This is a genomic window from Micromonospora sp. WMMD956 (assembly GCF_029626125.1).
Classification (GTDB): domain Bacteria; phylum Actinomycetota; class Actinomycetes; order Mycobacteriales; family Micromonosporaceae; genus Micromonospora; species Micromonospora carbonacea.
In genome coordinates this window covers 1,035,421-1,061,200 of the sequence record NZ_JARUBI010000005.1, presented here as the reverse complement: position 1 = coordinate 1,061,200, position 25,780 = coordinate 1,035,421, and the positions used below count along the sequence as shown (strand labels likewise).

Sequence of the window (25,780 nt, the reverse complement as noted above, 5' to 3'; positions counted from 1 at the left end):
CGGGCACCCGCCCGGCGCGCACGACAGCACGACGGCTTCTTCGGCGCGGCCGGACCGGGATTCCCCGGTCGCGCCGGAGGGCCGGGCACCACGCACCACGCACTGCGGGGGAGACAGGGACGGGACGCCGACCGACCCTGCCTGCCAGCTCCGTCCGCCGCCCGATCCGGCGAACCCGCCCGGCACCGATGTCGCCGCTTTCGGCGCCGGACGTGGGGAGTCGGGCCGGGCGGCCGGGCGGGGCGCATAACATCGACATGGATCTATGCTGGGACCACTGGCGGAAGGAGCACCATGCGTACGGGTGTCTGGCTGGTGGGGGCGCGCGGCTCGGTCGCGACCACCAGCATCGTCGGGGCGCTCGCCCTGCGGGCCGGGCTCACCGGCCCGACCGGCTGCGTCACCGAGCTGTCCGAGCTGCGGGGCCCCGCGTGGCCCTCGTTCGCCGACCTCGTGTTCGGCGGTCACGACGTGGCCGCCACCCCGCTGGCCAAGCGGGCCGAGGCCCTGGCCGACGCCGGGGTGGTCCCGGCCCGGCTGGTCGCCGCGCTCGGCGAGGAGCTGGCCGCCGTCGACGACGACGTGCGCCCCGCCCCGGTGGGCGGGACCCAGGCCGACCGGGCCGCGGCCGTCGTCGCCGACCTCGCCGCGTTCCGCGAGCGGCACGGGCTGGACCGGGTGGTGGTGGTCAACGTCTCGGCCACCGAGCCGGCCGCCCGCCCGCACCCCGCGCACGCCGACCCCGACGCCCTGGCCGCCGCGCTCGCCGCCGGCGAGGAGGTGCTGCCGCCCAGCTCGCTGTACGCGTACGCGGCGTTCACCGCCGGCTGCCCCTACGTGGACTTCACCCCGTCGACCGGGGCCCGGCTGCCCGCCCTCGCGGCGCTGGCCGCCCGGCACGCCGTGCCGTACGCGGGGCACGACGGCAAGACCGGGGAGACCCTGCTCAAGTCGGTGCTCGCCCCGATGTTCGCGATGCGGCACCTCGCGGTGCGCTCCTGGTCCGGCACGAACCTGCTCGGCGGCGGCGACGGCGCGACCCTGGCCCAGCCGGACGCCAACGCCGCCAAGGTCGCCAGCAAGCAGCGCGTCCTCGGCGAGATCCTCGGGTACGTCCCGCAGGGCGACACCCGTATCGACTACGTCGAGGAGCTGGGCGACTTCAAGACGGCCTGGGATCTGATCACCTTCGCCGGCTTCCTCGGCACCGGCATGCGGCTGGAGTTCACCTGGCACGGCTGCGACTCCGCGCTGGCCGCACCGCTCGTGCTCGACCTGGCCCGGATCACCGCCGCCGCGCACGCCGCCGGCCGGCACGGGCCCCTGACCGACCTTGCGTTCTTCTTCAAGGACCCGCTCGGCCCCGCCGACTCCGGGCCGGACGCGGGTGCGACCGCCGACCGGGCCCCCGGTCACGCGCTGGGCGAGCAGTGGGCCCGGCTGGCCGCGTTCGCCGCCGACCTGCACGCCGGGGCCGGGACGTCGCCGGCCGGCGGTGCCGCGTGAGCACCCTCGGCGACCTGGCCGAGCTGGTCCGCGCCCCGGCCGGGCTCTCCGTGCCCGGCGACGTGCTGGCCGGCGCGGCGGCGGCCGGCGCGCTCGGTCGGCGTACGCCCGGCCTGGCCGCCGCGTCGGTGCTGCTCTACTGGGCCGGGATGGCCGCCAACGACTGGGCCGACCGGGGCCTCGACGCGGTCGAGCGCCCGGAGCGGCCCATCCCCAGCGGCCGGGTCAGCCCGCCCGCCGCGCTCGGCGTCGCCGCCGGCCTCACCGCCGCCGGGGTGGCCCTGGCCGTCGCGGCGGGCGGCCGGCGCGCCGCCGCCGTCGCCGTGCCGCTGGCCGCCGCCGTCTGGGCGTACGACCTGGCAGCCAAGAACACCGCCGCCGGCCCCGCCGTGATGGCGGCCTGCCGGGGGCTGGACGTGCTGCTCGGCGCGACCGGCGGCCGGCTGTCCCGGGCCGTGCCGGCGGCGGCCACCGTCGCCGCGCACACCTGGACGGTCACCGCCCTGTCCCGCCGCGAGGTCGGCGGGACCGACCGGGTCCTGCCCGGCGCGACCCTCGCCGGCACGGCCCTCGTCGCCGCCGCCGCGGTGGGCCCCCGGCCCGCCGCCGCCCCGGCGGCCCTCGCCGCCGGCTACCTCGCCCGCTACGGCGGGGCGCAGGCCCGGGTGCTCGCCGACGGTTCGGCGGGGCGGGTCCGGGCCGCCGTCGGCGCGGGCATCACCGGGCTGCCCGCGTTGCAGGGCGCGCTGACCGCTCGGGCCGGCGCGGGGCTGCTGGGCCTCGCGGTCGCCGCCGCCGCGCCGCTGGGCCGGCTGCTGGCACGGAAGGTGTCCCCGACGTGACCGCCGACCCGCCGGCCGACCCTGCCACCGCCGGCCGACCCGCCGCCCCGGCCGGGCCCGGCTCGCTGCGGTTCGGCTACGGCACGAACGGCTTCGCCAACCACCGGCTCGACGACGCGCTCGCCGTCGTCGCCGACCTCGGCTACCGGGGGGTGGCGCTCACCCTCGACCACGACCACCTCGACCCGTTCGCCCCCGACCTGGCCCGCCGCACGGCCGCCGTGGCCCGCCGCCTCGACGCGCTCGGGCTCGCCGTGGTGGTCGAGACGGGGGCCCGGTTCCTGCTCGACCCGTGGCACAAGCACGCGCCCACCCTGCTGCACGACGACCCGGCCCGCCGCGTCGAGTTCCTCCGCCGGGCCGTCGCGGTCGGCGCGGACCTGGGCGCCGAGGCGGTCTCCTTCTGGGCCGGGGTGCGCCCCGCCGACGTCGCGCCGGCCGTCGCCTGGGACCGCCTCGTGGCCGGCTGCGCCACCGTCTGCGCGGCGGCCGACGCCGCCGGGGTGCGGCTCGGCTTCGAGCCGGAGCCGGGGATGCTCGTCGAGGACATCGCCGGCTGGCGGCGGCTGCGCGACGCCCTGGGCCGCCCGGCGGCGTTCGGCCTCACCCTCGACATCGGACACTGCCGCTGCCTGGAGCCGGTCGACGTGCCCGACTGCGTCCGGTCCGTCGGCGCGCACCTGGTCAACGTGCAGATCGACGACATGCGCCGGGGCGTGCACGAGCACCTGGAGTTCGGCACCGGCGAGATCGACTTCCCGCCGGTGCTCGCCGCGCTCGCCGAGGTCGGCTACGCCGGGCTGGTCGCCGTGGAGCTGCCCCGGCACTCGCACGCCGCCCCGCAGGTGGCCGCCCGGTCCCTCGACTTCCTCCGCGCCGCCGCCGAGCGCGCCGTGGCCGCCGGGCCCGCCCCCGCCGGGCCCGCCCCCGCCGGGCCCGCCCCCGCCGGGCCCGCCCCCGCCGGGCCCGCCCCCGCCGGGCACGCCGCCGTGGCGCGTGCCGCCGCCGGGCCCGGCACACCGTCCGACCACCCCGGCGGCGGCTGAGCACCGTCCGCACCAGCTCGGAAGGGAGAGCGGGATGACACCCGAACGACTACGCGCCGCCCTGCGCGGCGTACCGGACCCGGAGTGGCTGGACGCGGCGGTCGAGCGCGTCGCGGCCGAGCCGGCGACGGTCGCGCGGTTCGTCGCCGCCGCCGCGCGCCGCTGCGGCCGGGGCCCGCTGCCCGACGCCCCCGGCTGGACGGCCGACGAGGCGGCCCGCGTGCTGCTGCTGGCGGCGCTGCCCGCCGACCACGCCGGCCACGCCGCCGACGTCTACCGGCACGGCGACGCCGCCGAGAAGCGGGCCGTGCTGCGGGCCCTGCCGCTGCTGCCGATCGGCGCGGAGTGCGAGCCGCTGCTGCACGACGCGATCCGCACCAACGACACCCGGCTGATCGCCGCCGCCCTCGGCCCGTACTCCCGGCACCTCGACGCGGACGCCTGGCGGCAGGCCGTGCTCAAGTGCGTCTTCACCGGCGTGCCGCTGGCCGTGGTGCACGACCTCGACGCCCGCGCCGACGCCGGGCTGGCCGCCATGCTGGGCGGGTTCGCCGTCGAGCGGCGCGCCGCCGGCCGGGAGGTGCCGGCCGACGCCGCCGCCCTGCTCGACCGGCTCACCGCCGCCGCGAGCCCCACCGCGAGCCCTGCCGCAGGCCCCGCCGCGGACCCGGTCGCGGACCCCGCCGTACCGTCCGACGCCCGGAAGGCGTGACCATGCGCATCTTCGACCCGCACATCCACATGACCTCGCGCACCACCGACGACTACGAGCGGATGGCCGCCGCCGGGGTCCGGGCCGTGGTGGAGCCGGCGTTCTGGCTGGGCCAGCCGCGCACCAGCCCGGACAGCTTCGCCGACTACTTCGACTCGATCATCGGGTGGGAGCCGTTCCGGGCCGCGCAGTTCGGCGTCCGGCACCACGCCACCATCGCGCTGAACCCGAAGGAGGCCAACGACCCGCGCTGCCGGCCGGTGCTCGACCTGCTGCCCCGCTACCTGGAGAAGGACGGCGTGGTCGCGGTCGGCGAGATCGGGTACGACTCGATGACCCCGGCCGAGGACGAGGCGTTCGCCGCCCAGCTCGCCCTGGCCGTCGCACACGAGCTGCCGGCCATGGTGCACACCCCGCACCGGGACAAGGCCCGGGGCGTGGAGCGCAGCCTCGCGGTGGTCGCCGAGTCCGGCATCGACCCGGGCCGGGTGGTGCTCGACCACCTCAACGAGGTGACCGCCGGCCTGGTCCGGGACTCCGGCTGCTGGCTGGGCTTCTCCATCTATCCCGACACCAAGATGTCGCCGCCGCGGATGGTGGAGCTGCTGCGGCTGTACGGCACCGAGCGGATGCTGGTCAACTCGGCCGCCGACTGGGGCCGGTCCGACCCGCTGCTGACCCGGGCCACCGGCGAGGCGATGCTGCTGGCCGGGTTCACCGCCGACGACGTCGACCGGGTGCTGTGGCGCAACCCGGTCGAGTTCTACGCCCAGTCCGGCCGGCTCGACCTGACCGGCGTCGACGACGCCGACGGCCCGGGCGGCACCGCCGGGCAGCCGGGGGCGGGCGGCGCCGGCGGGGCGGCCCCGGCCGGCGGCACGTTCGCCGGCAACTCGATCCTGCGCGGCGGCAGCTGATGCGGCTGCGCCACGGCGGCGGCGAGACCGTCCACCTCGGCTACTGCACCAACGTGCACCCGGCCGAGGACCTCGCCGGCATCCTCGCCCAACTGGACACCTACGCCGTGCCGGTGCGCCGCGCCCTCGACTCCGACCGGCTCGGGCTGGGGCTGTGGCTGGCCGCCCCGGTGGCCGCCGCGCTCGCCGCCGACGAGGGCCTGCGCCGCCGGCTGCGCGCCGAGCTGACCGCGCGCGGGCTGGAGGTGGTGACGCTCAACGGCTTCCCGTACGCGGCGTTCCAGGCCCCGGTGGTGAAGCACGCCGTCTACCACCCGGACTGGACGACGCCCGAGCGGCTCGCGTACACCCTGGACCTGGCCCGGGTGCTGGCCGACCTGCTGCCCGACGACGCGGCCCGGGGCTCGGTGTCCACCCTGCCGCTGGCCTGGCGCACCCCGTGGGACACCGACCGGGCCGACGCGGCGCGGCGGCGGCTCGACGCGCTGGCCGCCGGGCTGGCCGGGATCGAGCGCGACACCGGCCGCACCGTGCGGGTCGGCTTCGAGCCGGAGCCGGGCTGCGTGGTGGAGTCCACCGGCCAGGCCGCCGCCCTGCTCGCCGGCACCGACCCGGCGCGGCTCGGCGTCTGCCTGGACCTGGCCCACCTGGCCTGCGCGTGGGAGGAGCCGGCCGCCGCCCTGGGCCGGCTCGCCGCCGCCGGGCTGCCGGTGGTGAAGGTGCAGGTGTCCGCCGCGATCGAGGCCCCGGCCGGCGCGGTGGAGGCGCTGCGCCCGTGGGTGGAGCCGCGTTTCCTGCACCAGACCCGCGCGGCCGGCTGCGGCCACGCCGCCGACCCGGCCGACCCGGCGTACGCCGCCGACGACCTCGACGCGGCCCTGGCCGCGTCGCTGCCCGGCGCGTGGCGGGTGCACTACCACGTGCCGCTGCACGCCCCGCCCGAGCCGCCGCTGACCGCGACCGTGCCGGTGCTGCGCGCCGCGCTGGCCGCGCTGTTCGCCGGCCCGGTCGCCGGCTGCGACCACCTCGACGTCGAGACGTACACCTGGGGGGTGCTGCCGGCCCAGCGGCGGCCCCGCGACGCGGCCGAGCTGGCCGCCGGGATCGCCGCCGAACTGGCCTTCGCCCGCGACGAGCTGGTCGCCGTGGGCCTCACATCACTCGGGACGGGGGTGCTGCGGTGAGCAGGCGACTGGTGGTGCTGGACGTGGTGGGCCTGACCCCACGCCTGCTGGCCCACATGCCCCGGCTGCGGTCGGTGGCCGACGGCGGTTTCACCGCCCCACTGGGCACGGTGCTGCCGGCGGTCACCTGCGCGGTGCAGTCCACGTTCCTCACCGGCGAGCCGCCGGCCGGGCACGGCATCGTCGGCAACGGCTGGTATTTCCGGGAGCTGGGCGAGGTGCTGCTCTGGCGGCAGCACAACGCCCTGGTCGGCGGGGAGAAGCTGTGGCAGGCCGCCCGGAAGGTCGAGCCGGGCTACACGGTGGCCAACGTGTGCTGGTGGTACGCCATGGGCGCGGACGTGGACTGGACGGTCACCCCCCGCCCGGTCTACTACGCCGACGGCCGCAAGGAGCCCGACTGCTACACCGACCCGCCCGAGCTGCACGACGCGCTGACCGCGAAGCTGGGCACGTTCCCGCTGTTCACGTACTGGGGGCCGGGGGCCGGGCTGCCGTCGTCGGCGTGGATCTGCCGGGCGGCCGAGCAGATCCTCGCCGACCACGCCCCCGACCTGACCCTGGTCTACGTCCCGCACCTCGACTACGACCTGCAACGGTTCGGGCCGTCCTCGCCGCAGGCCGCCGCCGCGGCGGCGGAGCTGGACAAGGTGCTCGGCCCGCTGATCGACGCCGCCCGCGCCAAGGGCGCCACGGTGGTGGCCCTGTCCGAGTACGGCATCACCGACGTCGCCTGCCCGGTGGACGTCAACCGGCTGCTGCGCGCCGAGGGGCTGCTGCGGGTCCACACCCAGGACGGCATGGAGTACCTGGACCCGTGGACGTCCCGGGCGTTCGCCGTCGCCGACCACCAGATCGCCCACGTGTACGTCCGCGACCCGGCCGACGTGCCGGCGGTGGCGAAGCTCTGCGCGGGGCTGCCCGGGGTGGCCGAGGTGCTCGACGCCGAGGGCCAGGCCGCGTACGGGCTGGCGCACCCGCGCAGCGGCGAGCTGGTGCTGGTGGCCGAGCCGGACGCCTGGTTCACGTACTACTACTGGCTCGACGACGCCCGCGCCCCCGACTTCGCCCGGCTCGTGGAGATCCACCGCAAGCCCGGCTACGACCCCGCCGAGTTGTTCTTCGACCCGGCCGCCCCCGGGGCGGCGAAGCGCCGGGCCGCGACCGCGCTGGCCCGGAAGAAGTTGGGTATGCGGTACCTGATGAGCGTGGTGGGGCTGGACGCCGGCGCGCGGGCGGTGCGCGGGTCGCACGGCCGGCTGCCGGCCGACCCGGCCGACGGTCCGGTGCTGCTCTGCTCCGACCCCGGCCCGGCCCGCGACGCGGTGGCGGCGACCGAGGTGAAGGCGCTGCTGCTGGAGCTGGCCGGCCTGACCCGCCACGGGTGAACCGGCCTCGCCACTGAACAGGGAGAAACAACATGACGGTGACGGCCGCGCCCAGCGACGCGAGCGGCCTGCGCACCCGGGTCGACACCGAGCTGGCCGCCTTCCTCGACCGGCAGGCCCCCGACTGGCCCGACGGCGCGCCGCGGGGCATCTTCGCGGCCCTGCACCGGTTCGTCCTGGCCGGCGGCAAGCGGCTGCGGCCCCAGTTCTGCTACTGGGGCTGGCGGGCCGCCGGCGGCCAGGACGACGGCGGGGACGGCACCCCGATCCTGGTCGCCTCGGCGGCGCTGGAGCTGTTCCACGCCTTCGCGCTGATCCACGACGACATCCTCGACCACAGCGACCGGCGGCGGGGCGCGCCGTCGGTGCACCGCATCTTCGCCGACCTGCACACCCGCTCCGCGTGGCGGGGCGACCCGGAGGCGTACGGGCGCAACACCGCCCTGCTCTGCGGCGACCTCTGCGCCGCGTGGGCGGACCAGATGTTCCACGAGTGCGGGCTGGGCCGCGACGAGCTGCAACGCGGGTACGCGGTGTTCGCGCTGATGCGTACCGAGGTGATCGCGGGGGAGTACCTGGACCTGGTCTCCGGGGTGGGCGACGGCTCGGTGGCCAGCGCGCTCACCGTGATCCGGCTCAAGGCCGCCCGCTACACGGTGACCCGGCCGTTGCAGATCGGCGCGGCCCTGGCCGGCGGCCCGCCGGAGCTGGCGGAGGCGCTGGCGGAGTTCGGCGACCCGCTCGGCGACGCCTTCCAGCTCCGCGACGACGTGCTGGGCGTCTTCGGCGACCCGCAGGTCACCGGCAAGTCCGTCCTTGACGACCTGCGGGAGGGCAAGCCGACGGTGATGATGGCGCTGGCCCGGCAGGCGGCGGACCGGGCGCAGAGCGCCCGGCTGCGGGAGCTGTTCGGCAACGCCGACCTGGACGACGACGGCGCCGCCGAGCTGCGGGCCATCATCGAGGCCACGGGGGCCCGGGACGAGATCGAGCGGATGATCCGGATGCGCGCCAAGGCGGGCCTGCGGGCCCTGGCCGACGCGCCGCTCGCCCCCGCCGCCCGGGAGGCGCTCGCCGGGCTGGCCGCCCGGACCATCGTCCGGACGGTCTGACGCCCCCCGCCCCGGGCCGCCGGTGCTGGGCGGCAGCCCGCTCGTGCGGTGCCGGCGGCAGCCGCACATTTTCGAAACATCCTCGACACAACCGCGCACATAGATTAATGTAAATGTGCTGCGAACCGGTTCGACGAGGTGTTTCCAGTGGGCACGGTGCCCTCGTCGACGAGCTGCCGGCCGCCATCTCCGTCCCCGCGTGCCGACGGTCTCGTCCCTGTCGACGAGCGCAGCCCGCCGAGGAACGTCCGCCGCTGTGCCGAAGGGACGTCCGCTGCGGCAGCCGGCGCGACGACGCGCCTCCACCACCGGCCAGAGAGGGCACCCCTGCATGTATAGAAGACTTCGTCACCACCGCCGCGCCACCGGTCACCACGGCCCGGCCCGCAGCTGGGCGGCGGCGGGCACCGCCCTGCTCACGGTGTTCGCCGCGGCCACCGCCGTGACCGTGTCGGCGGCGCCGGCCGCCGCGCACACCATCAACGCCAGCGACTTCCAGCAGGTCGAGCTGGCCCGCGGCGTCTCCGAGATGGGCGAGCCGATGTCGCTGGCCGTGCTGCCGGACCGGTCGGTGCTGCACACCGCCCGCAACGGCACGGTGCGGCGCACCGACGCCACCGGCACCACCCGGACCATCGGCACGATCCCCGTCTACACGCACGACGAGGACGGGATGCAGAGCCTCGGGGTCGACCCGAACTTCGCCACCAACCGGCACATCTATCTCTACTACGCCCCGCCGCTGTCCACCCCCGGCGGCGACGCGCCCGCCACCGGCACCAACTGGTCCGCCTGGCAGGGCGTCAACCGGCTGTCCCGCTTCACCCTGAACTCCGACTTCACCATCAACATGTCCAGCAAGGTCGACATCCTCGACGTCGGCACCGACCGGGGCATCTGCTGCCACGTCGGCAGCGACATGGACTTCGACGCCGCCGGCAACCTCTACCTGTCCACCGGCGACGACAGCAACCCGTTCGACTCCGCCGGCTACTCGCCGCTCGACGAGCGCACCAACCGCAACCCGGCGTACGACGCGCAGCGCAGCGCCGGCAACACCAACGACCTGCGGGGCAAGCTCCTGCGGATCAAGGTGAACGCCGACGGCACGTACTCGATCCCGGCCGGCAACCTCTTCGCCCCCGGCACCGCGAAGACCCGCCCCGAGATCTACGCGATGGGCTTCCGCAACCCGTTCCGGATCAGCGTCGACAAGGCCACCGGCGTCGTCTACGTCGGCGACTACGGGCCGGACGCCGGCAGCACCAACTCCAACCGGGGCCCCTCCGGCCAGGTCGAGTTCAACCGGGTCACCGGCCCCGGCAACTACGGCTGGCCGTACTGCACCGGCACCAACACCACCGCCGAGACCTACAACGAGTGGAACTTCGCCACCAACTCCACCGGCCCCAAGTTCAACTGCACCGGCGGGCCGACCAACAACTCGTTCCGCAACACCGGCCTGACCACCCTCCCGCCGGCCAAGCCGTCCTGGATCAAGTACGGCGGCGACTCCGGCAGCCCGCCCGCGTTCGGCAGCGGCTCCGAGTCGCCGGCGGCCGGCCCGGTCTACCGGTTCGACGCCAACAACCCCTCGGCGACGAAGTTCCCGCAGTCCTTCGACGGGCAGTTCTTCGCCACCGAGTTCGGCCGGGGCTGGATCAAGCCGATCCACCTCAACACCGACGGGTCGCCCGGCACCATCGACAGCTTCCCCTGGGTCGGCAAGCAGGTGATGGACTCCGCGTTCGGCCCCGACGGGGCGTACTACGTGCTCGACTACGGCACCGGCTACTACAACGGCGACGCCAACTCGGCGCTGTACCGCTTCGACTACGTCGGCGTCGGCAACCGTGCGCCGGTCGCCCGCGCCGGCGCCGACCGGACCTCCGGGCCGGCCCCGCTGACCGTGAACTTCTCCTCCGCCGGGTCCGCCGACCCGGAGGGCGGGGCGCTGACCTACTCGTGGGCGTTCGGCGACGGCACCACCTCCACGGCGGCCAACCCGACGAAGACGTACACCACGGACGGGTCGTACACCGCGACGCTGACCGTGCGCGACCCGCAGGGCGCGACCGGCTCCAGCAGCGTCACGGTCAACGTCGGCAACACCGCCCCGACGGTCACCATCACCGGGCCGGCCAACGGCAGCCTGTTCTCCTTCGGTGACACCGTGCCGTTCAGCATCACCGTCACCGACCCCGAGGACGGCAGCATCGACTGCACCAAGGTCAAGATGACCTACGTGCTCGGCCACGACCAGCACGGCCACCAGATCGCCTCGCAGAACGGCTGCTCCGGCAACATCACCATCCCCGTCGACGGCGAGCACGACGACGCGGCGAACATCTTCGCCGTCTTCGACGCCGAGTACACCGACGCCGGCGGCCTGACCACCCACACCCAGCACATCCTCCAGCCCCGGCACCGGCAGGCCGAGCACTTCAAGACCTCGTCCGGCATCAGCACCTACGACAAGACCACCGCCGAGGGCGGCAAGACCGTGGGCGACATCCAGAACGGAGAGTGGATCGCCTTCGAGCCGTACCGGATCGCGAACGTCACCTCCTTCACCGCCCGGGTCTCCTCGGCCGGCGCGGGCGGCACCCTCCAGGTCCGCACCGGCTCGGCGACCGGCACGGTGCTCGGCTCGGTGACCGTCCCGGTGACCGGGTCGTGGGAGACCTTCACCACCGTCACCGGGTCGATCTCCAACCCGCCGACCGGCACCACCACGCTCTACCTCACCTTCGCCGGTGGCTCCGGGACGCTGTACGACGTCGACGCGTTCACCCTGAACACCGGCACCGTGACGCCGCCGACCGGCACCGGGCGGATCGTCGGGTTGGCCGGCAAGTGCCTGGACGTGCGCAACGGCTCCTCGACCGACGGCACGCAGGTGCAGTTGTTCACCTGCAACGGCGCCGCCGGCCAGCAGTGGACGGTGGGCACGGACAGCACGCTGCGGTCGCTGGGCAAGTGCCTCGACGTCAACGGCGGCGCTACGGCCGACGGGACGAAGGTGCAGCTCTGGTCGTGCAACGGCGGCAACGCCCAGCGGTGGGCGGCGCAGTCCGACGGCTCGCTGCGCAACACGCCGTCGGGCAAGTGCCTGGACGTCTCCGGCAACAACTCCGCCGACGGCACGGTCGTGCACCTGTGGACCTGCAACGGCGGGGCCAACCAGAAGTGGACCCTGCCCTAAGGCACCTCTGCGGTCTCCCTGCGGTCCCCCGCTCCCGGGCGGGGGACCGCACCGCCACCACACCCAGGAGAACGACATGCGAAGACTCCTCCGTCCCCTCCTCGGCGCGGCCACCGCCGCCCTGGCCGTGCTCGCCTGCACCACCCCGGCCACCCCGGCGTCGGCCGCCGACGCCCCGTACGACGTGCTGGTCTTCTCCAAGACCGCCGGCTTCCGGCACGACTCCATCGCCGTGGGCACCCAGGCCATCCGTGACCTCGGCGCGGCCAACAGCTTCACCGTCACCGCCACCGAGGACGCCGCCCAGTTCACCACCGCCAACCTGGCCCGCTTCGAGGCGGTGATCTTCCTCAACACCACCGGCGACGTGCTCAACGACAGCCAGCAGGCGGCGTTCGAGTCGTACATCGGGGCCGGCGGTGGCTACGTCGGCGTGCACGCCGCGGCCGACACCGAATACAACTGGCCGTTCTACGGCAACCTCGTCGGCGCGTGGTTCGCCTCCCACCCGGCCATCCAGCAGGCCCGGGTGAAGGTGGAGGACCGGGCGCACGCCGCCACCGCGCACCTCGGCCAGACCTGGACCCGCACCGACGAGTGGTACGACTTCCGCACCAACGCCCGCTCCACCGCGCACGTGCTGGCGAGCCTCGACGAGTCGTCGTACTCGGGCGGGGCGATGGGCGGCGACCACCCGCACGCCTGGTGCAAGACCTACAACGGCGGCCGGTCCTTCTACACCGGCGGCGGCCACAGCCAGTCGTCGTACTCCGAGGCGGCGTTCCGCGCCCACCTGCTCGGCGGCATCCGGTACGCGGCCGGGCGCACGAAGGCCGACTGCCGGCCCGAGACCGGCTACACCGCCCTCTACAACGGCTCCACGACCGGCTGGAGCCAGGCGGGGCCGGGCGGCTTCACCAACACCGACGCCACCCTTAGCTCCTCCGGCGGCCTCGGCCTGTACTGGTACAGCGCGAAGCAGTTCACCAACTACTCGCTGAAGCTGGACTGGCGGATCCCGGGAGACGACAACTCCGGGGTCTTCGTCGGCTTCCCCGCCTCCACCGACCCGAACTCGGCGATGACCAACGGGTACGAGGTGCAGATCGACGCCACCGACTCCGACGACCGCACCACCGGCTCGATCTACGGGGTCAAGTCCGCCGACCTGGCCGCCCGCGACGCCGCGCTCAACCCGCCGGGGGAGTGGAACACCTACGAGCTGCTGGTCGAGGGGGAGCGGCTCCAGGTGCTGCTCAACGGCGTGAAGATCAACGACTTCACCAACACCGACCCGGCCCGATCGCTCGCCGGCTACGTCGGCGTACAGAACCACGGCACCGGCGACGACGTGTCGTTCCGCAACATCCGGATCAAGGAGTTGGGCGGCACCAACCCGCCGACCCGCACCGGGCGGATCGTCGGGTTGGCCGGCAAGTGCCTGGACGTGCGCAACGGCTCGTCGGCCGACGGCACCCAGATCCAGCTGTTCACCTGCAACGGCGCCGCCGGCCAGCAGTGGACGGTGGGCACGGACAGCACGCTGCGGTCGCTGGGCAAGTGCCTGGACGTCAACGGCGGCTCCTCGGCCGACGGGGCGAAGGTGCAGCTCTGGTCGTGCAACGGCGGCGGCGCCCAGCGGTGGGCGGCGCAGTCCGACGGGAGCCTGCGCAACACGCAGTCGGGCAAGTGCCTGGACGTCTCCGGCAACAACTCGGCCGACGGCGCGGTCGTGCACCAGTGGTCCTGCCACGGCGGGGCCAACCAGAAGTGGACCCTGCCCAGCTAGGCATGTAAGGAAGGGCCCCTTGTTAACGCGTTCTGTTGCACAGGGGGCCCTTCCTAACCGCCGCAGGCGGTCATAGAGTGAGCGGCGGCGACCGTACCCGGTTGCCGGTGACCCGGCGGGAGGCGCAACCCGCTGGGCCCAGGCGCCCCTTCGCGCCCACCGGCACCGGCCACCGGCCGCCACGCACCAGCCCGGCCCCGCCCGGTCACCCTCGCCCGGTCACGCACACGGAATCCCCCATCATCACCACAGGGGAGTAGGACTCATGGCGCGACCCATCACGCTCTTCACCGGCCAGTGGGCCGATCTTCCGTTCGACGAGGTCTGCCGACTCGCCTCCGAGTGGGGCTACGACGGGCTGGAGATCGCCTGCTGGGGCGACCACTTCGAGGTCGACAAGGCCCTCGCCGACGACTCGTACGTCGAGCGGAAGCTCGCGACCCTGGCGAAGCACAACCTGAAGGTCTTCACGATCTCCAACCACCTGGTCGGCCAGGCCGTCTGCGACCACCCGATCGACGAGCGGCACCAGGGCATCCTGCCCGCCCGGATCTGGGGCGACGGCGAGCCCGAAGGGGTACGCCAGCGGGCCGCCGAGGAGATCAAGGACACCGCGCGGGCGGCGGCGAAGCTGGGTGTGGACACCGTCGTCGGGTTCACCGGCTCGTCGGTCTGGCACACCCTGGCGATGTTCCCGCCGGTGCCGCCGGAGATGATCGAGCGCGGCTACCAGGACTTCGCCGACCGGTGGAACCCGATCCTCGACGTCTTCGACGAGGTGGGGGTGCGCTTCGCCCACGAGGTCCACCCCAGCGAGATCGCCTACGACTACTACACCACGAAGCGGACGCTGGAGGCGATCGGTCACCGGCCCGCGTTCGGGCTGAACTGGGACCCGTCGCACTTCGTGTGGCAGGAGCTGGACCCGGTGAACTTCATCTTCGACTTCGCCGACCGGATCTACCACGTCGACTGCAAGGACGCGAAGGTCCGCACCGGCGACGGCCGGCGCGGCCGGCTGGCGTCCCACCTGCCCTGGGCCGACCTGCGCCGGGGCTGGGACTTCGTCTCCACCGGGCACGGCGACGTGCCGTGGGAGGACTCCTTCCGGGCGCTGAACGCGATCGGCTACTCCGGCCCCATCTCCATCGAGTGGGAGGACGCCGGGATGGACCGCCTGGTGGGCGCGCCCGAGGCGTTGCAGTTCGTCCGGCGGCTCGCCTTCGACGCCCCGTCGGCGGCCTTCGACGCGGCGTTCAGCAGCAAGGACTGACGCTCGGCAGCGCCGAGGACTGAGCCGGCCGCGCCGGCCGGGCCCCTGGGTCCGGCCGGCCGCGCCGGTCAGGACGCGACGTGGATGGCGGAGCCAACCGAGCCGGTCACGCCGCGCCGAAGACGTCGTCGCTGGCCAGGCGGGCCGCGCCCACCACCCCGGCGGTGTCGTCCAGGTCGGACAGCACGATCGGCAGGTTGCCGGTGGCCAGCGGCGGCGACCGCCGGTAGACCACCGATCGGATCTCGGCGAGCATGGTCGGCCCGAGGCCCACGGCCGTCCCGCCGATGATCACGATGCCGGGGTTGACGAAGTTGACCAGGCCGACCAGTACGCGGCCGAGCCGCCGGGCCGCGTCGCGGACCAGCGCCTGCGCGGCGGGGTCGCCGGCCACCGTCGCCCGGCCCACGTCCGCGACGGTGAGCGTGCCGGCCTCGGCGAGCCGGGCGGCGAGCGCCGGCGACCGGCCGTCCTCGACCGCCGCGCGCGCCTCCCGGACCAGGGCCGCGTCCGAGCAGTACGCCTCCAGACAACCCGTCTCGCCGCACGCGCAGGTCGGGCCGTCGTCGCCCTGCCGCAGGTGCGCGATGCCACCCGCGCCGCTGGTGGCCCCCCGGTGCAGCGCGCCGCCGAGCACCAGGCCGCAGCCGATGGCGGTGCCCAGCTTGACGTAGAGGAAGTCGTCGAAGGCGCGGCCGGTGCCGGCGTGCTGCTCGCCGAGCGCCATCACGTTGGCGTCGTTGTCGACCAGCACCGGGCAGCCCAGCTCGGCGGCGAGCGCGTCGCGGACGCCGTACCCGTGCCAGCCGGGCAGGGCCGGCGGGGAGATCGGGGACCCCTCGCGGAACGCGACCGGGGCGGGCAGGGCCACCCCCACCCCGGTCAGCCCGCCCAGGCCGAGGTTCGCCCGGACCTTGCCGAGCAGTTCGAGCGTACGGGCGATGGTCGCCTCCGGGCCGAGGCGGACGTCGACGGGCTCGCGGCGTCGGGCCAGGACGGACAGCTCGCCGTCGGTGACCGCGACGTCGATCTGCCGGGGACCGATCGTGACCCCGGCGAAGCGGACCGAGCCGGCGACGCGCAGCAGCGACGAGCGGCGGCCGCCCCGGGACGCGGCCGGGCCGGCGGTCTCCACCAGGCCCAGGGCGACCAGGCGGTCGACCTCTGCGACGAGCCGGGCCCGGGTGAGCCCCGCGGCGTCGCCGAGCTCGACCCGGGAACGCGGGCCGTCGTCGCGGAGCAACCGCAGCAGCCGGGCCTGGTCGGCATTGTCCGGGCCGTCGTACGTCATGTCGTGACCACCTCCGTCCGGAATCCTCCCTCGTCGTCCCCCGGCCGCGCCCGTCGAGGGCGACAACGAGTGCCAGGTCACCCCGGACGCGGGGCGGGGCCGCACCCGGTCGTCCCGGACGCGGCCCCCCTCGGGGTCGGATCGGCTCAGCCGCGCAGGCCCGACATGTGCCGGTGGCTGGTCCCGGCGTACTGGAGTGACCTGCGGAGGTCGTCGGCTGAGCCGGGCCGACGACCCGACTGCGGCCGGCGACGGCAAGCGGCGGGCCGGCCACCCGGAGGTGACCGGCCCGCCGTGAGCCGTGAGTCAGACGGTGCTGCCGTTGGTGCCCGTGCCGGACGGCTTCGTCGGCCGGGCCGAGCCGCCCGTGGCCGACCCGGACGCGCCGGTGCCCGACGCGCCGCCCGCCTTCGCGCCGACCGTCGCCGGAGTGCCCGCGAACGGCTTGTCGGCGGCGGTCAGCTCGTGCTTGCCGCTGTCGCCGCTGCCGTTGCTGCTGCCGCTCAGCTTCTCGCCGAGCCGCGACTGGCTGAGCTTGTCCCTGCCCTCGCTGTAGAGCCGGTTGGCCTGGGCCTGCGCGACGCCGGCCGCCTCCTGGACGGTCGGGTGGTCGAGCACCTTGCGGCCCCGGACGACCAGCTCCTCGTACTTCTCCCGGCCGGCGCGGGCGCCCAGGACGAATCCCGCAGCCAGCCCGCCAAGAAACATGATCTTTCCGCGCATGGCGGCTCCTTCCGTGCCTGACGCGCCGTCGCCTCCCCGGGGCGGACCCCGCTGGCGACGAGCATTTCGCGCCTAGTCCTCTGTCGGCAGCTAACTACCCATCCTCCACCGCGCTCATGCCTGGTTGTGCCCGGATGACGAATTGTCCGCCTGCCGGGAGCTTCGGACCCCCCCACCGCCAGCGTGCCCCGCGTCGGAACCCCCTGGACCAAACCCCGGGTGAATCCTGTACTCTTGTGCCGTCGCCGGGGGTGCCGGAGAGATCCGATCCGGGCGACGAGCGATCCCCCGTAGCTCAATTGGCAGAGCAGCCGGCTGTTAACCGGCAGGTTTTTGGTTCGAGTCCAAACGGGGGAGCAGACAACGAGGAGGCCCGCCGGCCCAGCCGGCGGGCCTCCTCGTATGCGCTTGACGCAAGGAAGGGCCCCCTCTTAACGCCTGCGGTAGAGCGGGGTTCCCCGCTCACCCCGTGGACCCGGCAGGCGGGCGCGGAGCCCGCGCGCCGCGTCAGGGCCGGCCGGGCGGGGGTATCGGGGCCGTTTCGGCCCGCCTGGGCGCACCCGGCCGGCAGGATGGTCGATGTCGACTTAGACTCCCGCTGCGTCGATCGCTGCGTCGATTCAAGAGGTGGGTGGGTGGGATGGCCGGAAGACGGGGCGGCACCGCCACGCTTGTCGCTGCGCTGGTCGTCATCGGCTGGCTGGTCGTCGGCGGGGTCGCCGGGCCCTACGCCGGGAAGCTGGGGGACGTCTCCACCAACGACAACGCCTCCTTCCTGCCCGCCGACGCCGAGGCCACCCGGGCGCAGGACCTGACCGCCCAGTTCGCCGACCAGCAGACCACCCCTGCGCTCGTCGTCTACGCGCGGACCACCGGCATCACCGACGCCGACCGGCAGCGGGCCGCCGCCGACGCCGCCCGGTTCGCCCAGGTCCCCGGCGTCGTCACACCGATCCCGCCACCCGTGCCCAGCCAGGACGGCCAGGCCCTCCAGGTGGTCGTGCCCATCGACGAGGCCGAAGGGGAGCGGATCGGGCAGGTCGTCGACGAGCTGCGCGCCATCGCCGGCGCCGACCGGGGCGGCCTCACCGTGGACGTCGCCGGGCCCGCCGGGCTGCTCGCCGACCTCATCGAGGTCTTCGGCGCCATCGACGGGCCGCTGCTGCTGGTCACCCTCAGCGTGGTGCTGGTCATCCTGCTGGTCGTCTACCGCAGCCCGGTGCTGTGGGTCTTCCCGCTGCTCGCCGCCGGCACCTCGTACGCCCTCGCGGCCGTCTTCGTCTACCTCCTCGCCGACCACGACGTCGTCAAGCTCAACGGCCAGGCGCAGGGCATCCTCACCGTCCTCGTCTTCGGCGCGGGCACCGACTACGCGCTGCTGCTCATCGCCCGCTACCGGGAGGAACTGCACCGGCACGAGCGTCCCTGGGCCGCCATGCGGGCCGCCTGGCGGGGCGCCGCCCCCGCGATCGTCGCCTCCGGCGGCACCGTCATCCTCAGCCTGCTCTGCCTGCTGCTGTCCAGCCTCAACTCCAACCGGGCGCTCGGCCCGATCGCCGCCATCGGCATCGCCGCCACCCTGCTGGTCATGCTGACCTTCCTGCCCGCCCTGCTGGTGCTCGGCGGGCGTTGGGCGTTCTGGCCGCGCCGCCCCGCCGTCGACCAGGCCGACCCGCAGACCGAGCACGGCCTCTGGAGCCGCGTCGCCGGCTTCGTCGCCCGCCGCGCCCGGGTCGTCTGGCTCACCACCGCCGCCGTGCTGGCCCTGCTCACCATCGGCCTCACCCAGCTCGGCGTCACCACCCTCGGCCAGACCGACCTGTTCACCCAGCGCACCGACTCCGTCGCCGGCCAGGACGTGATCGCCGCCCACTACCCGGCCGGCACCGGCAGCCCGGCCACCATCTTCACCAACCAGGCCAGCGCCCAGCAGGTCGCCGAGGTGGCCCAGCGCGTGCCCGGCGTCGCCGCCGTCCGCCCCGTCACCCAGGGCAGCCAGGCCGGCCCGCCCGACCCGAACGCCCCGCCGAAGGTGGTCGACGGCCGCGTCGAGTTCGAGGCCACCCTCGCCGACCCGCCCGACAGCAACGGCGCGGAGCGCACCATCCGCGACCTGCGCGAGGCCGTGCACGGCGTGCCCGGCTCGGACTCCGTCGTCGGCGGGTTCACCGCGATCAACGTGGACACCTCCGACGCGTCCGCCCGCGACCGCAACGTGATCATCCCCGTGGTGCTCCTGGTGATCGCCGTCATCCTGGCCCTGCTGCTGCGCGCCCTGCTCGCCCCGCTGCTGCTCATCGCGACCGTGGTGCTGTCGTTCCTCGCCACCCTCGGGCTGTGCGCGCTGATCTTCCGCCACCTGCTCGACTACCCGGGCGTCGACCAGTCGTTCCCGCTGTTCGCGTTCGTCTTCCTCGTCGCCCTCGGCATCGACTACAACATCTTCCTGATGAGCCGCGTCCGCGAGGAGTCGGTGCACCGGGGCACCCGCCCCGGCGTCCTCGCCGGCCTCGCCGTCACCGGCGGCGTCATCACCTCCGCCGGCATCGTGCTCGCCGCGACGTTCTCCGCGCTCGCCGTGCTGCCGCTGGTCGTCCTCGTCGAGCTGGGCGTCGCCGTCGCCGTCGGGGTCCTGCTCGACACCATCGTCGTCCGGTCGCTGCTGGTGCCCGCCCTGTCGTACGACATCGGGGCCCGGATCTGGTGGCCCGGCCGGCTCGGCCGCACGGACCGGAAGGCGCGCCATGCCCGCTGAACACGACGTCGTCATCGTCGGCGGCGGCCTCGCCGGGCTCGCCGCCGCCCGCCGGCTGCACCGCGCCGGCGTGTCCTGGCGGCTGCTGGAGGCCGGCGACCGGCTCGGCGGCCGGGTCGCCACCGACACGGTCGACGGGTACCTGATCGACCGGGGCTTCCAGGTGCTCAACACCGCGTACCCCCGGCTCGGCACGCTGCTCGACCTGGCCACCCTCGACCTGGGCTGGTTCACCCCCGGGGTGCTGGTCCGGCGCGGCGCGACCGTCGCCCGGCTGGTCCACCCGCTGCGCGAGCCGGCCGGGGCGGCGGGCACCGCGCGGGCCGGCGTCGGCTCGCTGCGCGACCGGCTCCGGTTCGCGGCGCTCGCCGCCGGCTGCGCCACCCTGCCGCCCGGCCGCCTGCTCGACGCCCCCGAGACCACCGCCGAGGCGGCGCTGCGCCGCGCCGGCCTCTCCAGCGCGATCATCGAGGAACTGCTGCGGCCCTTCCTGTCCGGCGTGCTCGTCGACCGGGCGCTGGAGACCTCCAGCCACGTGCTCGCGATGGTGCTGCGCTCGTTCGCCCGGGGGCGCGTCGGCGTGCCGGCGCAGGGGATGGGGGCGCTGCCCCGGGCCATCGCCGCGCCGCTGCCCGCCGACCTGGTCGAGCTGCGCACGCCCGTCACCGGGGTCGACCCCCACCGGGTACGCACCCAGGCCGGCGAGCTGCGCTGCCGCGCCGTGCTCGTCGCCGTCGACCCGCCCACCGCCGGCACGCTGCTGCCGGCCCTCGACCGGGTACGCATGCACGCCTACACCACCTACTACCACGCCACGGACACCCCGCCCCTGGACGAGCCGATCCTGCTCGTCGACGGCGACCGCCGGGAACTCGTCGCCAACACCGTCGTGCTGAGCCAGGCCGCGCCCACGTACGCGCCCGCCGGGCGGCACCTCGTCGCCACCTCCGTCGTCGGCCCGTCCGCGCCGCCCGAGCCGGTCGTCCGCGCCGAGCTGGCCCGTCTCTACGGCCGCCCCACGGCGGACTGGGAGCACCTGACCACCGTCGACGTCCCCGCCGCGCTGCCCGCCGCACCGCCGCCGCAGGGGCGGCTGCGCAAACCGGTGGCGCTCGGCGGCGGCCTCTTCGTCGCCGGGGACCACCGTGACAGCCCGTCCATCCAGGGCGCGCTGGCCAGCGGCTGGCGGGCAGCCGGGGCGGTGTTGGCCGAGCTGCGCGCGCCGGGCTGAGGCCGTCGCGGACCGCTGCGTGCTGTTATCCTCGCGTTGCCCATCGTGCTGGATCATCGATCCGTCGCCGACAGGTGGGGCCGTTTCGTGCTGGCCGGTGTTCGCCGGGCGGGTTACGATCCGGCGCGGTTGCGGGGCGGTAGCTCAGCGGGTTAGAGCAGGGGACTCATAATCCCTCGGTCACGGGTTCGAGTCCCGTCCGCCCCACCAGCCAAAACTCCGCCAATTGATCTAGAGCCCTTGCGCTTCTGGGGGCACCGTGGGGCCACCGCCCAGAGCAATGGCGTCCGCGGGCATGTTGCAGACGCACAGAAGCCCGGGCAGAACGAGCCCGCCCCGGCCCGTGGGGTGCGCCGATCAGCTCCGGCGGTCGCGAACCCCTGTGCCGAGGTTGGGGACGGTTCTGCGGTCTGTACGCACCGCTCGCGGCGATGACTGGGAGTGGCTTCTTGAATATCATCCGCGTCGGCGTTTCTCGGTGCCAGTACGGTCGTTGTAGGCGCGTGGGCGATCGGCGGAAGAGCGAGCATCAGCGGGCGCTTTGGTTGACGTGGACCGAGCCTGAGGTTGTCCAGATCGTGCCCGTGTCGCGCTGGCAGGCGGGCTGTGTTGTCAGTTTTCAGGGCTGTTGATATGGCACGGAACCATCGGTTCTGGTCTGGTGGGTACGACACTGTGGCCAACTGTCGGACCGGCGACGGTTTGGTCCTGCGGGTTGCCGACTTCCGGCACGATGCGGGGATGGTCCGGTCGTTCCCGCCCGGCAATGTGTTGTTCCGACTGGCACCGGTCGCCGCGTCATGACCGGGGATGCCGGCATGGATGCGCGGCTGCACATCCAGAACCAGGCGGTAGTCGACGGTACGGTCGGCGTCCTGATACAGGTCGGCGTGCTCAACGGAGAGTTCGTTGTGCAGGCCCCGGCTCCGGTGGAGCCCTTGGAGAAGGCTGCGGACGTGCTTGCCCAGAGTGTCTTCGCGCAGTGGCGGGAGGAGGCGAACACATGGGACCTGGCGGACCCGGCACCGCTGAAGGTCAGCTGGGCACAACGGTGGGACGTCGCGGACCATCCAGAGAAGGTCGGTGCCGGCGGCTCCGGACGTATCGACGGTGTGGAAACCGTAGCCGGGGCGTTCCTCGCCGGTGAGCAACGACGACTGGTCATCCTCGGCGTTGCAGGTGCGGGCAAGACCACCCTCGCTGTCCTTCTCGCCCTGGAGTTGCTGACTCGCCGGCTCAAAGACGGTGAGCGGCACGGCGTACCTCTGGTGCTGCCGTTGTCCGACTGGGACGCCGAACGCCACCATTTCCGAACTTGGCTGACTCAGCGGGTCACCGCAGATTATCCGGGCCTGCCGGCGGTGGAGGGACGCCATCCGGCCGCGCGGCTGGTCAGCGATCGCCGGCTGATTCCGATCCTGGAAGGACTGGACGAGTTGCCGCCGCACCGTCGGCGAGCGGTCCTGAGCAGTCTCAACCACGCGCTCGCGCCCGGGGATCCGGTGGTGCTGACCTCACGCAGTGCCGAATACGAGGCACTCTCGTCGTCTGGGTACCTCGTTGGCTCGGCGGCAGTGGTCGAGGCGCTGCCGGTGGCCGCCGAAGTGGGTGTCGAGTATTTGCGTCTCGCTACCCCGCCGGGCCTGGCTCACCGCTGGGAGCCAGTTTTCGCCGAGCTGCGGCGTCACCCGGCGGGGCCGCTCGCCGAGGCGCTCTCCACCCCGCTGATGGTCTGGCTCGCCCGGCGTACGTACCGGAATCCGCCGGCCGACCCCGGCGAGCTGCTCGACACCCGGCGGCTGCCGGACCGGGCCGCGATCGAGGACCACCTGCTGGACCAGATCGTGCCGACGGTCTTCGCCCCCACTCCGCCTGGGCCCGACCGGATGCATGCGCCGGGACAGTGGAACCCCGAGCGTGCCCACCGCTGGCTCGCTTTCCTTGCCGGGTACCTCACTCGGCGGCAGACCGTCGAGCTGGCCTGGTGGCGACTGCACACCGCGGCTCTGCCCCGGGTGCTCGGGCTGCCCGTGCTGGTCGTGTTGGGCATCGGGCTGGGTGCGATTGTCAACACGGTGATCGGCTGGCACGCGAGCACTGCTTCCCGGAGCGGTGAACTGTTCCTCGACACGCTCGGACCAGTGAACGCCTTGTTCGGCGGAATCGTCTTCGGCAGGGCGGTGCAGATGGCTACCCTGCTCTGGTTCGGACACCGGTTGTGGCAGCCCCGGAGGCGCGCCAATCCGTTCCGGCTTGGCGCGGCGCTGCGTTCGGCGGGCCGGGGTGTATCGCTGCGTCGGGCGTTGGGCGCTGGGACCGTCGTGGTCGTGCCCAGCGTCCTGCTCTCCCTATGGGTGCTGGGCGATTCCATGCGAGATGTTTTCGTGCTCGTGGTGATCTTGGGGTATGCCGCGCCGGCGGTCTTGATGGTGGTCTTTGCCGCGCCCTCAGACGCTGTGGACGCGCCGAGTCCGGACGCGCTACTGCGTGCCGAGCGTAGGTCCGTCGGGTTGACCGTCGGGATCGTTGCCCCGCTGATCGGGCTCGGGCAGGCTGCCCCGGACTGGGTGAGCGGGATCGGTCACCGGGGCTGGCCCGAGGTCCTCACCGGATGGTTCGGGGCGGCGGCGATTCTCGCGCTGCTCAGCCCTTGGAGTCGCTGGCAACTGTCCCGGTGCACTCTGGCCCTGGCCGGGTGCCTGCCGTGGTCGCTGCCAGAGTTCCTCCGGGATGCGCACCGCAACGGGCTGCTCCGGCGCAGTGGCGGCAGCTACCGGTTCCGCAATCTCCGACTGCAACAGCGGCTCGCCGCGACCCGCGGCAGGCCAGTGGTACCGCACCAGCGGCCCGCGCCGAGTTCGCGCCACGGCTCGATGGAGTCGCCCGGTCCGACCGCCGCGCCCGTCGGGCGGCCGCAGGCTGGGACCATGGTGCCGTCGCTCTCTGCGAACCGCAACTTCCGGGTACACGAGACACCGGGGGACTTTCGTGCCCAAGGCCGTGCCCGCCGATTCGTCATCGCCCACTGGCGGGCGTTGCCGATGTTCATCGGTGGCTGGGTGCTCCTCAACACCCTGACCGGGCGCTGGACTGACCCGGTTGCCTGGACTTGGGTGTTCGTCCTGGTCGGCGTGTGGATCCTGATCACGCTGGTGAGCTATCTGCTGCCCGGGAAGTGGGTGGGGCTGCGGATCACCGCTGACTTCGTCGAAAGCACGATGGGCCGAAAGCAGTCCCACCACCGGTGGGATGACGTCGAACAGATTGCAATCCGAAGGATCTTCCGGCGCGGTGTCGACAGCGGGTACTACGGGCTGCACGTACGGCTGCATCCGGGGGCGCCGCCGCCGTCGTCGTACTTCGCCGGTGCCGACGGATGGTGGCTGGTGCTCCCGATGGCAGTCAACCAGGCGGTGCCACCGGACGTCGCCGCCGCGCTGGCTCGGTACGCGGGCCGTCGATGGCAGCCACCGATTCCGCCCGGCTAGATCCCGGTACGGCGATTGCCGGCTAAGAAGGGAAATTTTCGATGCTGGACCCAGAGTTGATCGGAGTCATCACCGCGGCGGTCACCGCCACCGCCGCAGGGATAGGCACCGAGGCCGGTCGCCAGGCATGGGAGTCACTGGGGCGGTTGGTCCGACGCGACACCTCCGGGGCAGGGAGTGTCGAACGGTGGACGGCCGTTCCGACCTGTCGCGACGAGGTGGTCATGCTGGTCCAGCGACTGTGCGAGTTGGCCGCCGGCCATCCGACGTTCGCAGCCGATCTCGCGGAATGGGCGCGTGCTGCGAACTTCCTGCCGGGTTCGGTTCCAGCGACGGTGATCAACGAGGTCTCCGGTGGGGCCCGGGTTGGCACGGTAATTCAGGCCCATACGGTGAACGGCAGCATTTCCCTCGCCCCGGATCCGAGGCAGCACGCCGACTCGTGATGGTCGCGGCCAGAATCGACCGCCGCCCGATCGCCGCAGCCGGTAGTCCAGACGTGTCGAGTTGAGGTTGCGCGGCAACCGGTGTCACTCCTGGCGCATCTTGACCTTCATGCTGACGTCAATGTCTAGGTTGAGCGGCATGACGACGGCATCTGACATGAAGGGCCGCTACGCCCTCACTACGGGCGGGTCGAGCGGCATTGGCGCAGCGATCGCCGACGAGCTCGCCGGTCACAAGGCCAACCTGGTGCTGGTGGCCCACGACGCCGAGCAGCTGGAGAAGACCGCCGCCGCGCTGCCTAAGCGACACGGCATCGCTGTGCTGAGCGTCGCACTCGCCCTCGACGAACCCGGCGCTCCCCGCCGTCTGGTGGAGATCGTGCGCAGGGCGGGTGCCGACGTGGAGATGCTGGTCAACAAAGCCGCGCGAGCATGCGGGCGATGGTGGCGGACAGCGCCCCCGCGAGGTTGCGGCAACTGGTGGACCTCAATGTCGGCGCCCTGACCGAGCTGACCGCCCTCATGGTTGCCGCCATGGTCCACCGCGGGCGCGGCGCGGTCGTCAACACCGCCAGCCCGGGGCCTACACGCCGGCACCCGTCCTGGCCGCCTACGCGGCGTCGAAGGCCTACGTCCTCTCGTTCACACAGGCGCTGTGGGCCGAGACCAGAACCAGTGGCGTCAGGGTGGTGGCGGTGAGCCCCGGGCAGACACGGACGCCCATGAATCCGCGGCCGGACCGGGGGAAGCGTCAGCCCGCCCAGGTTGCCCGCACAGTGCTGGCGGCCCTGGAGGGGACTGGGCCCGCCGTGGTCGACGGGGGCCGTAACAGGGTGACAACCGCCCCGGTTCGCATGGTGCCCCCACGTTTC

General features: G+C 73.9%; 18 protein-coding genes and 2 tRNA genes. 18 read left to right on the top strand and 2 right to left on the bottom strand.

Features of this window, described 5'->3' with window-relative positions; all coding sequences use genetic code 11:
* Positions 1-294: 294 nt before the first annotated feature.
* The 11 genes from O7628_RS04885 to O7628_RS04835 all read left to right on the top strand — a co-directional run bounded on the left by O7628_RS04885 (position 295) and on the right by O7628_RS04835 (position 14,974).
* The gene (locus O7628_RS04885) at positions 295-1,506 is read left to right on the top strand and encodes an inositol-3-phosphate synthase (protein WP_278128672.1); all 1,212 of its coding nucleotides are present in this window, start codon (positions 295-297) and stop codon (positions 1,504-1,506) included.
* Entirely contained in the window at positions 1,503-2,348 is an 846-nt protein-coding gene (locus O7628_RS04880) for an SCO3242 family prenyltransferase (protein WP_278128671.1), read from the top strand. The genes O7628_RS04885 and O7628_RS04880 overlap by 4 nt, the downstream gene beginning before the upstream one ends.
* Positions 2,345-3,394: a sugar phosphate isomerase/epimerase family protein gene (locus tag O7628_RS04875; protein ID WP_278128669.1), complete on the top strand. Its 1,050-nt coding sequence runs from the start codon at positions 2,345-2,347 to the stop codon at positions 3,392-3,394. Before O7628_RS04880 ends, O7628_RS04875 begins: the two co-directional genes overlap by 4 nt.
* 34 nt (positions 3,395-3,428) lie before the next feature.
* Positions 3,429-4,106: an EboA domain-containing protein gene (locus O7628_RS04870; RefSeq protein ID WP_278128667.1), complete on the top strand. Its 678-nt coding sequence runs from the start codon at positions 3,429-3,431 to the stop codon at positions 4,104-4,106.
* A gap of 2 nt (positions 4,107-4,108) precedes the next feature.
* Entirely contained in the window at positions 4,109-5,023 is a 915-nt protein-coding gene (locus tag O7628_RS04865; RefSeq protein WP_278128665.1) for a TatD family hydrolase, read from the top strand.
* The gene (eboE, locus tag O7628_RS04860) at positions 5,023-6,207 is read left to right on the top strand and encodes a metabolite traffic protein EboE (RefSeq protein ID WP_278128663.1); all 1,185 of its coding nucleotides are present in this window, start codon (positions 5,023-5,025) and stop codon (positions 6,205-6,207) included. Before O7628_RS04865 ends, eboE begins: the two co-directional genes overlap by 1 nt.
* Positions 6,204-7,595: a nucleotide pyrophosphatase/phosphodiesterase family protein gene (locus O7628_RS04855; RefSeq protein ID WP_278128661.1), complete on the top strand. Its 1,392-nt coding sequence runs from the start codon at positions 6,204-6,206 to the stop codon at positions 7,593-7,595. Before eboE ends, O7628_RS04855 begins: the two co-directional genes overlap by 4 nt.
* Before the next feature lie 32 nt (positions 7,596-7,627).
* Positions 7,628-8,707, top strand: a complete 1,080-nt coding sequence (locus O7628_RS04850) for a polyprenyl synthetase family protein (protein ID WP_074474626.1) — start codon at positions 7,628-7,630, stop codon at positions 8,705-8,707.
* Positions 8,708-9,038: 331 nt separating this feature from the next.
* On the top strand, positions 9,039-11,912 hold the full coding sequence (locus O7628_RS04845; RefSeq protein WP_278128658.1) for a lectin: 2,874 nt from the start codon (positions 9,039-9,041) through the stop codon (positions 11,910-11,912).
* Between the two features lie 76 nt (positions 11,913-11,988).
* The gene (locus tag O7628_RS04840; RefSeq protein ID WP_278128656.1) at positions 11,989-13,701 is read left to right on the top strand and encodes a ThuA domain-containing protein; all 1,713 of its coding nucleotides are present in this window, start codon (positions 11,989-11,991) and stop codon (positions 13,699-13,701) included.
* Positions 13,702-13,966: 265 nt separating this feature from the next.
* Positions 13,967-14,974 carry a sugar phosphate isomerase/epimerase family protein gene (locus tag O7628_RS04835; protein ID WP_178066056.1) on the top strand — a complete coding sequence of 336 codons (1,008 nt, stop codon included), beginning with the start codon at positions 13,967-13,969 and terminating at the stop codon, positions 14,972-14,974.
* Positions 14,975-15,080: 106 nt separating this feature from the next.
* Here the strand turns inward: O7628_RS04835 and O7628_RS04830 are convergent, their stop codons facing one another.
* Together O7628_RS04830 and O7628_RS04825 are read right to left on the bottom strand one after the other, a co-directional pair.
* The gene (locus O7628_RS04830) at positions 15,081-16,265 is read right to left on the bottom strand and encodes an ROK family transcriptional regulator (RefSeq protein WP_278128652.1); all 1,185 of its coding nucleotides are present in this window, start codon (positions 16,263-16,265) and stop codon (positions 15,081-15,083) included.
* Positions 16,266-16,571: 306 nt separating this feature from the next.
* Entirely contained in the window at positions 16,572-16,988 is a 417-nt protein-coding gene (locus tag O7628_RS04825; protein WP_178066054.1) for a hypothetical protein, read from the bottom strand.
* A 284-nt stretch (positions 16,989-17,272) separates the two neighbouring features.
* On the opposite strand from O7628_RS04825, the gene O7628_RS04820 reads away from it, so the two are divergent.
* The 7 genes from O7628_RS04820 to O7628_RS04790 all read left to right on the top strand — a co-directional run bounded on the left by O7628_RS04820 (position 17,273) and on the right by O7628_RS04790 (position 25,413).
* A tRNA-Asn gene (locus O7628_RS04820) sits at positions 17,273-17,345 on the top strand.
* A 283-nt stretch (positions 17,346-17,628) separates the two neighbouring features.
* The gene (locus O7628_RS04815) at positions 17,629-19,743 is read left to right on the top strand and encodes an MMPL family transporter (protein WP_278128649.1); all 2,115 of its coding nucleotides are present in this window, start codon (positions 17,629-17,631) and stop codon (positions 19,741-19,743) included.
* Positions 19,733-20,974 carry an NAD(P)/FAD-dependent oxidoreductase gene (locus tag O7628_RS04810; protein ID WP_278128647.1) on the top strand — a complete coding sequence of 414 codons (1,242 nt, stop codon included), beginning with the start codon at positions 19,733-19,735 and terminating at the stop codon, positions 20,972-20,974. The genes O7628_RS04815 and O7628_RS04810 overlap by 11 nt, the downstream gene beginning before the upstream one ends.
* Before the next feature lie 133 nt (positions 20,975-21,107).
* A tRNA-Ile gene (locus O7628_RS04805) sits at positions 21,108-21,184 on the top strand.
* Between the two features lie 608 nt (positions 21,185-21,792).
* On the top strand, positions 21,793-24,462 hold the full coding sequence (locus O7628_RS04800; protein ID WP_278128645.1) for an NACHT domain-containing protein: 2,670 nt from the start codon (positions 21,793-21,795) through the stop codon (positions 24,460-24,462).
* 41 nt (positions 24,463-24,503) lie between these two features.
* Positions 24,504-24,908: a hypothetical protein gene (locus O7628_RS04795; RefSeq protein ID WP_278128643.1), complete on the top strand. Its 405-nt coding sequence runs from the start codon at positions 24,504-24,506 to the stop codon at positions 24,906-24,908.
* 139 nt (positions 24,909-25,047) lie between these two features.
* Positions 25,048-25,413: an SDR family NAD(P)-dependent oxidoreductase gene (locus O7628_RS04790; RefSeq protein WP_278128641.1), complete on the top strand. Its 366-nt coding sequence runs from the start codon at positions 25,048-25,050 to the stop codon at positions 25,411-25,413.
* The last annotated feature ends 367 nt before the right edge of the window (positions 25,414-25,780 follow it).

Excerpts from the sequence above, each read along its gene's own strand:
- O7628_RS04840 (WP_278128656.1), top strand. The coding sequence starts at position 11,989 with ATGCGAAGACTCCTCCGTCCCCTCCTCGGCGCGGCCACCGCCGCCCTG.
- O7628_RS04845 (WP_278128658.1), top strand. The coding sequence starts at position 9,039 with ATGTATAGAAGACTTCGTCACCACCGCCGCGCCACCGGTCACCACGGC.
- O7628_RS04790 (WP_278128641.1), top strand. The coding sequence starts at position 25,048 with ATGACGACGGCATCTGACATGAAGGGCCGCTACGCCCTCACTACGGGC.
- O7628_RS04815 (WP_278128649.1), top strand. The coding sequence starts at position 17,629 with ATGGCCGGAAGACGGGGCGGCACCGCCACGCTTGTCGCTGCGCTGGTC.
- O7628_RS04850 (WP_074474626.1), top strand. The coding sequence starts at position 7,628 with ATGACGGTGACGGCCGCGCCCAGCGACGCGAGCGGCCTGCGCACCCGG.
- O7628_RS04800 (WP_278128645.1), top strand. The coding sequence starts at position 21,793 with ATGGATGCGCGGCTGCACATCCAGAACCAGGCGGTAGTCGACGGTACG.
- O7628_RS04825 (WP_178066054.1), bottom strand. The coding sequence starts at position 16,988 with ATGCGCGGAAAGATCATGTTTCTTGGCGGGCTGGCTGCGGGATTCGTC.
- O7628_RS04865 (WP_278128665.1), top strand. The coding sequence starts at position 4,109 with ATGCGCATCTTCGACCCGCACATCCACATGACCTCGCGCACCACCGAC.
- O7628_RS04810 (WP_278128647.1), top strand. The coding sequence starts at position 19,733 with ATGCCCGCTGAACACGACGTCGTCATCGTCGGCGGCGGCCTCGCCGGG.
- O7628_RS04835 (WP_178066056.1), top strand. The coding sequence starts at position 13,967 with ATGGCGCGACCCATCACGCTCTTCACCGGCCAGTGGGCCGATCTTCCG.
- O7628_RS04795 (WP_278128643.1), top strand. The coding sequence starts at position 24,504 with ATGCTGGACCCAGAGTTGATCGGAGTCATCACCGCGGCGGTCACCGCC.
- O7628_RS04870 (WP_278128667.1), top strand. The coding sequence starts at position 3,429 with ATGACACCCGAACGACTACGCGCCGCCCTGCGCGGCGTACCGGACCCG.
- O7628_RS04830 (WP_278128652.1), bottom strand. The coding sequence starts at position 16,265 with ATGACGTACGACGGCCCGGACAATGCCGACCAGGCCCGGCTGCTGCGG.
- O7628_RS04885 (WP_278128672.1), top strand. The coding sequence starts at position 295 with ATGCGTACGGGTGTCTGGCTGGTGGGGGCGCGCGGCTCGGTCGCGACC.
- eboE (WP_278128663.1), top strand. The coding sequence starts at position 5,023 with ATGCGGCTGCGCCACGGCGGCGGCGAGACCGTCCACCTCGGCTACTGC.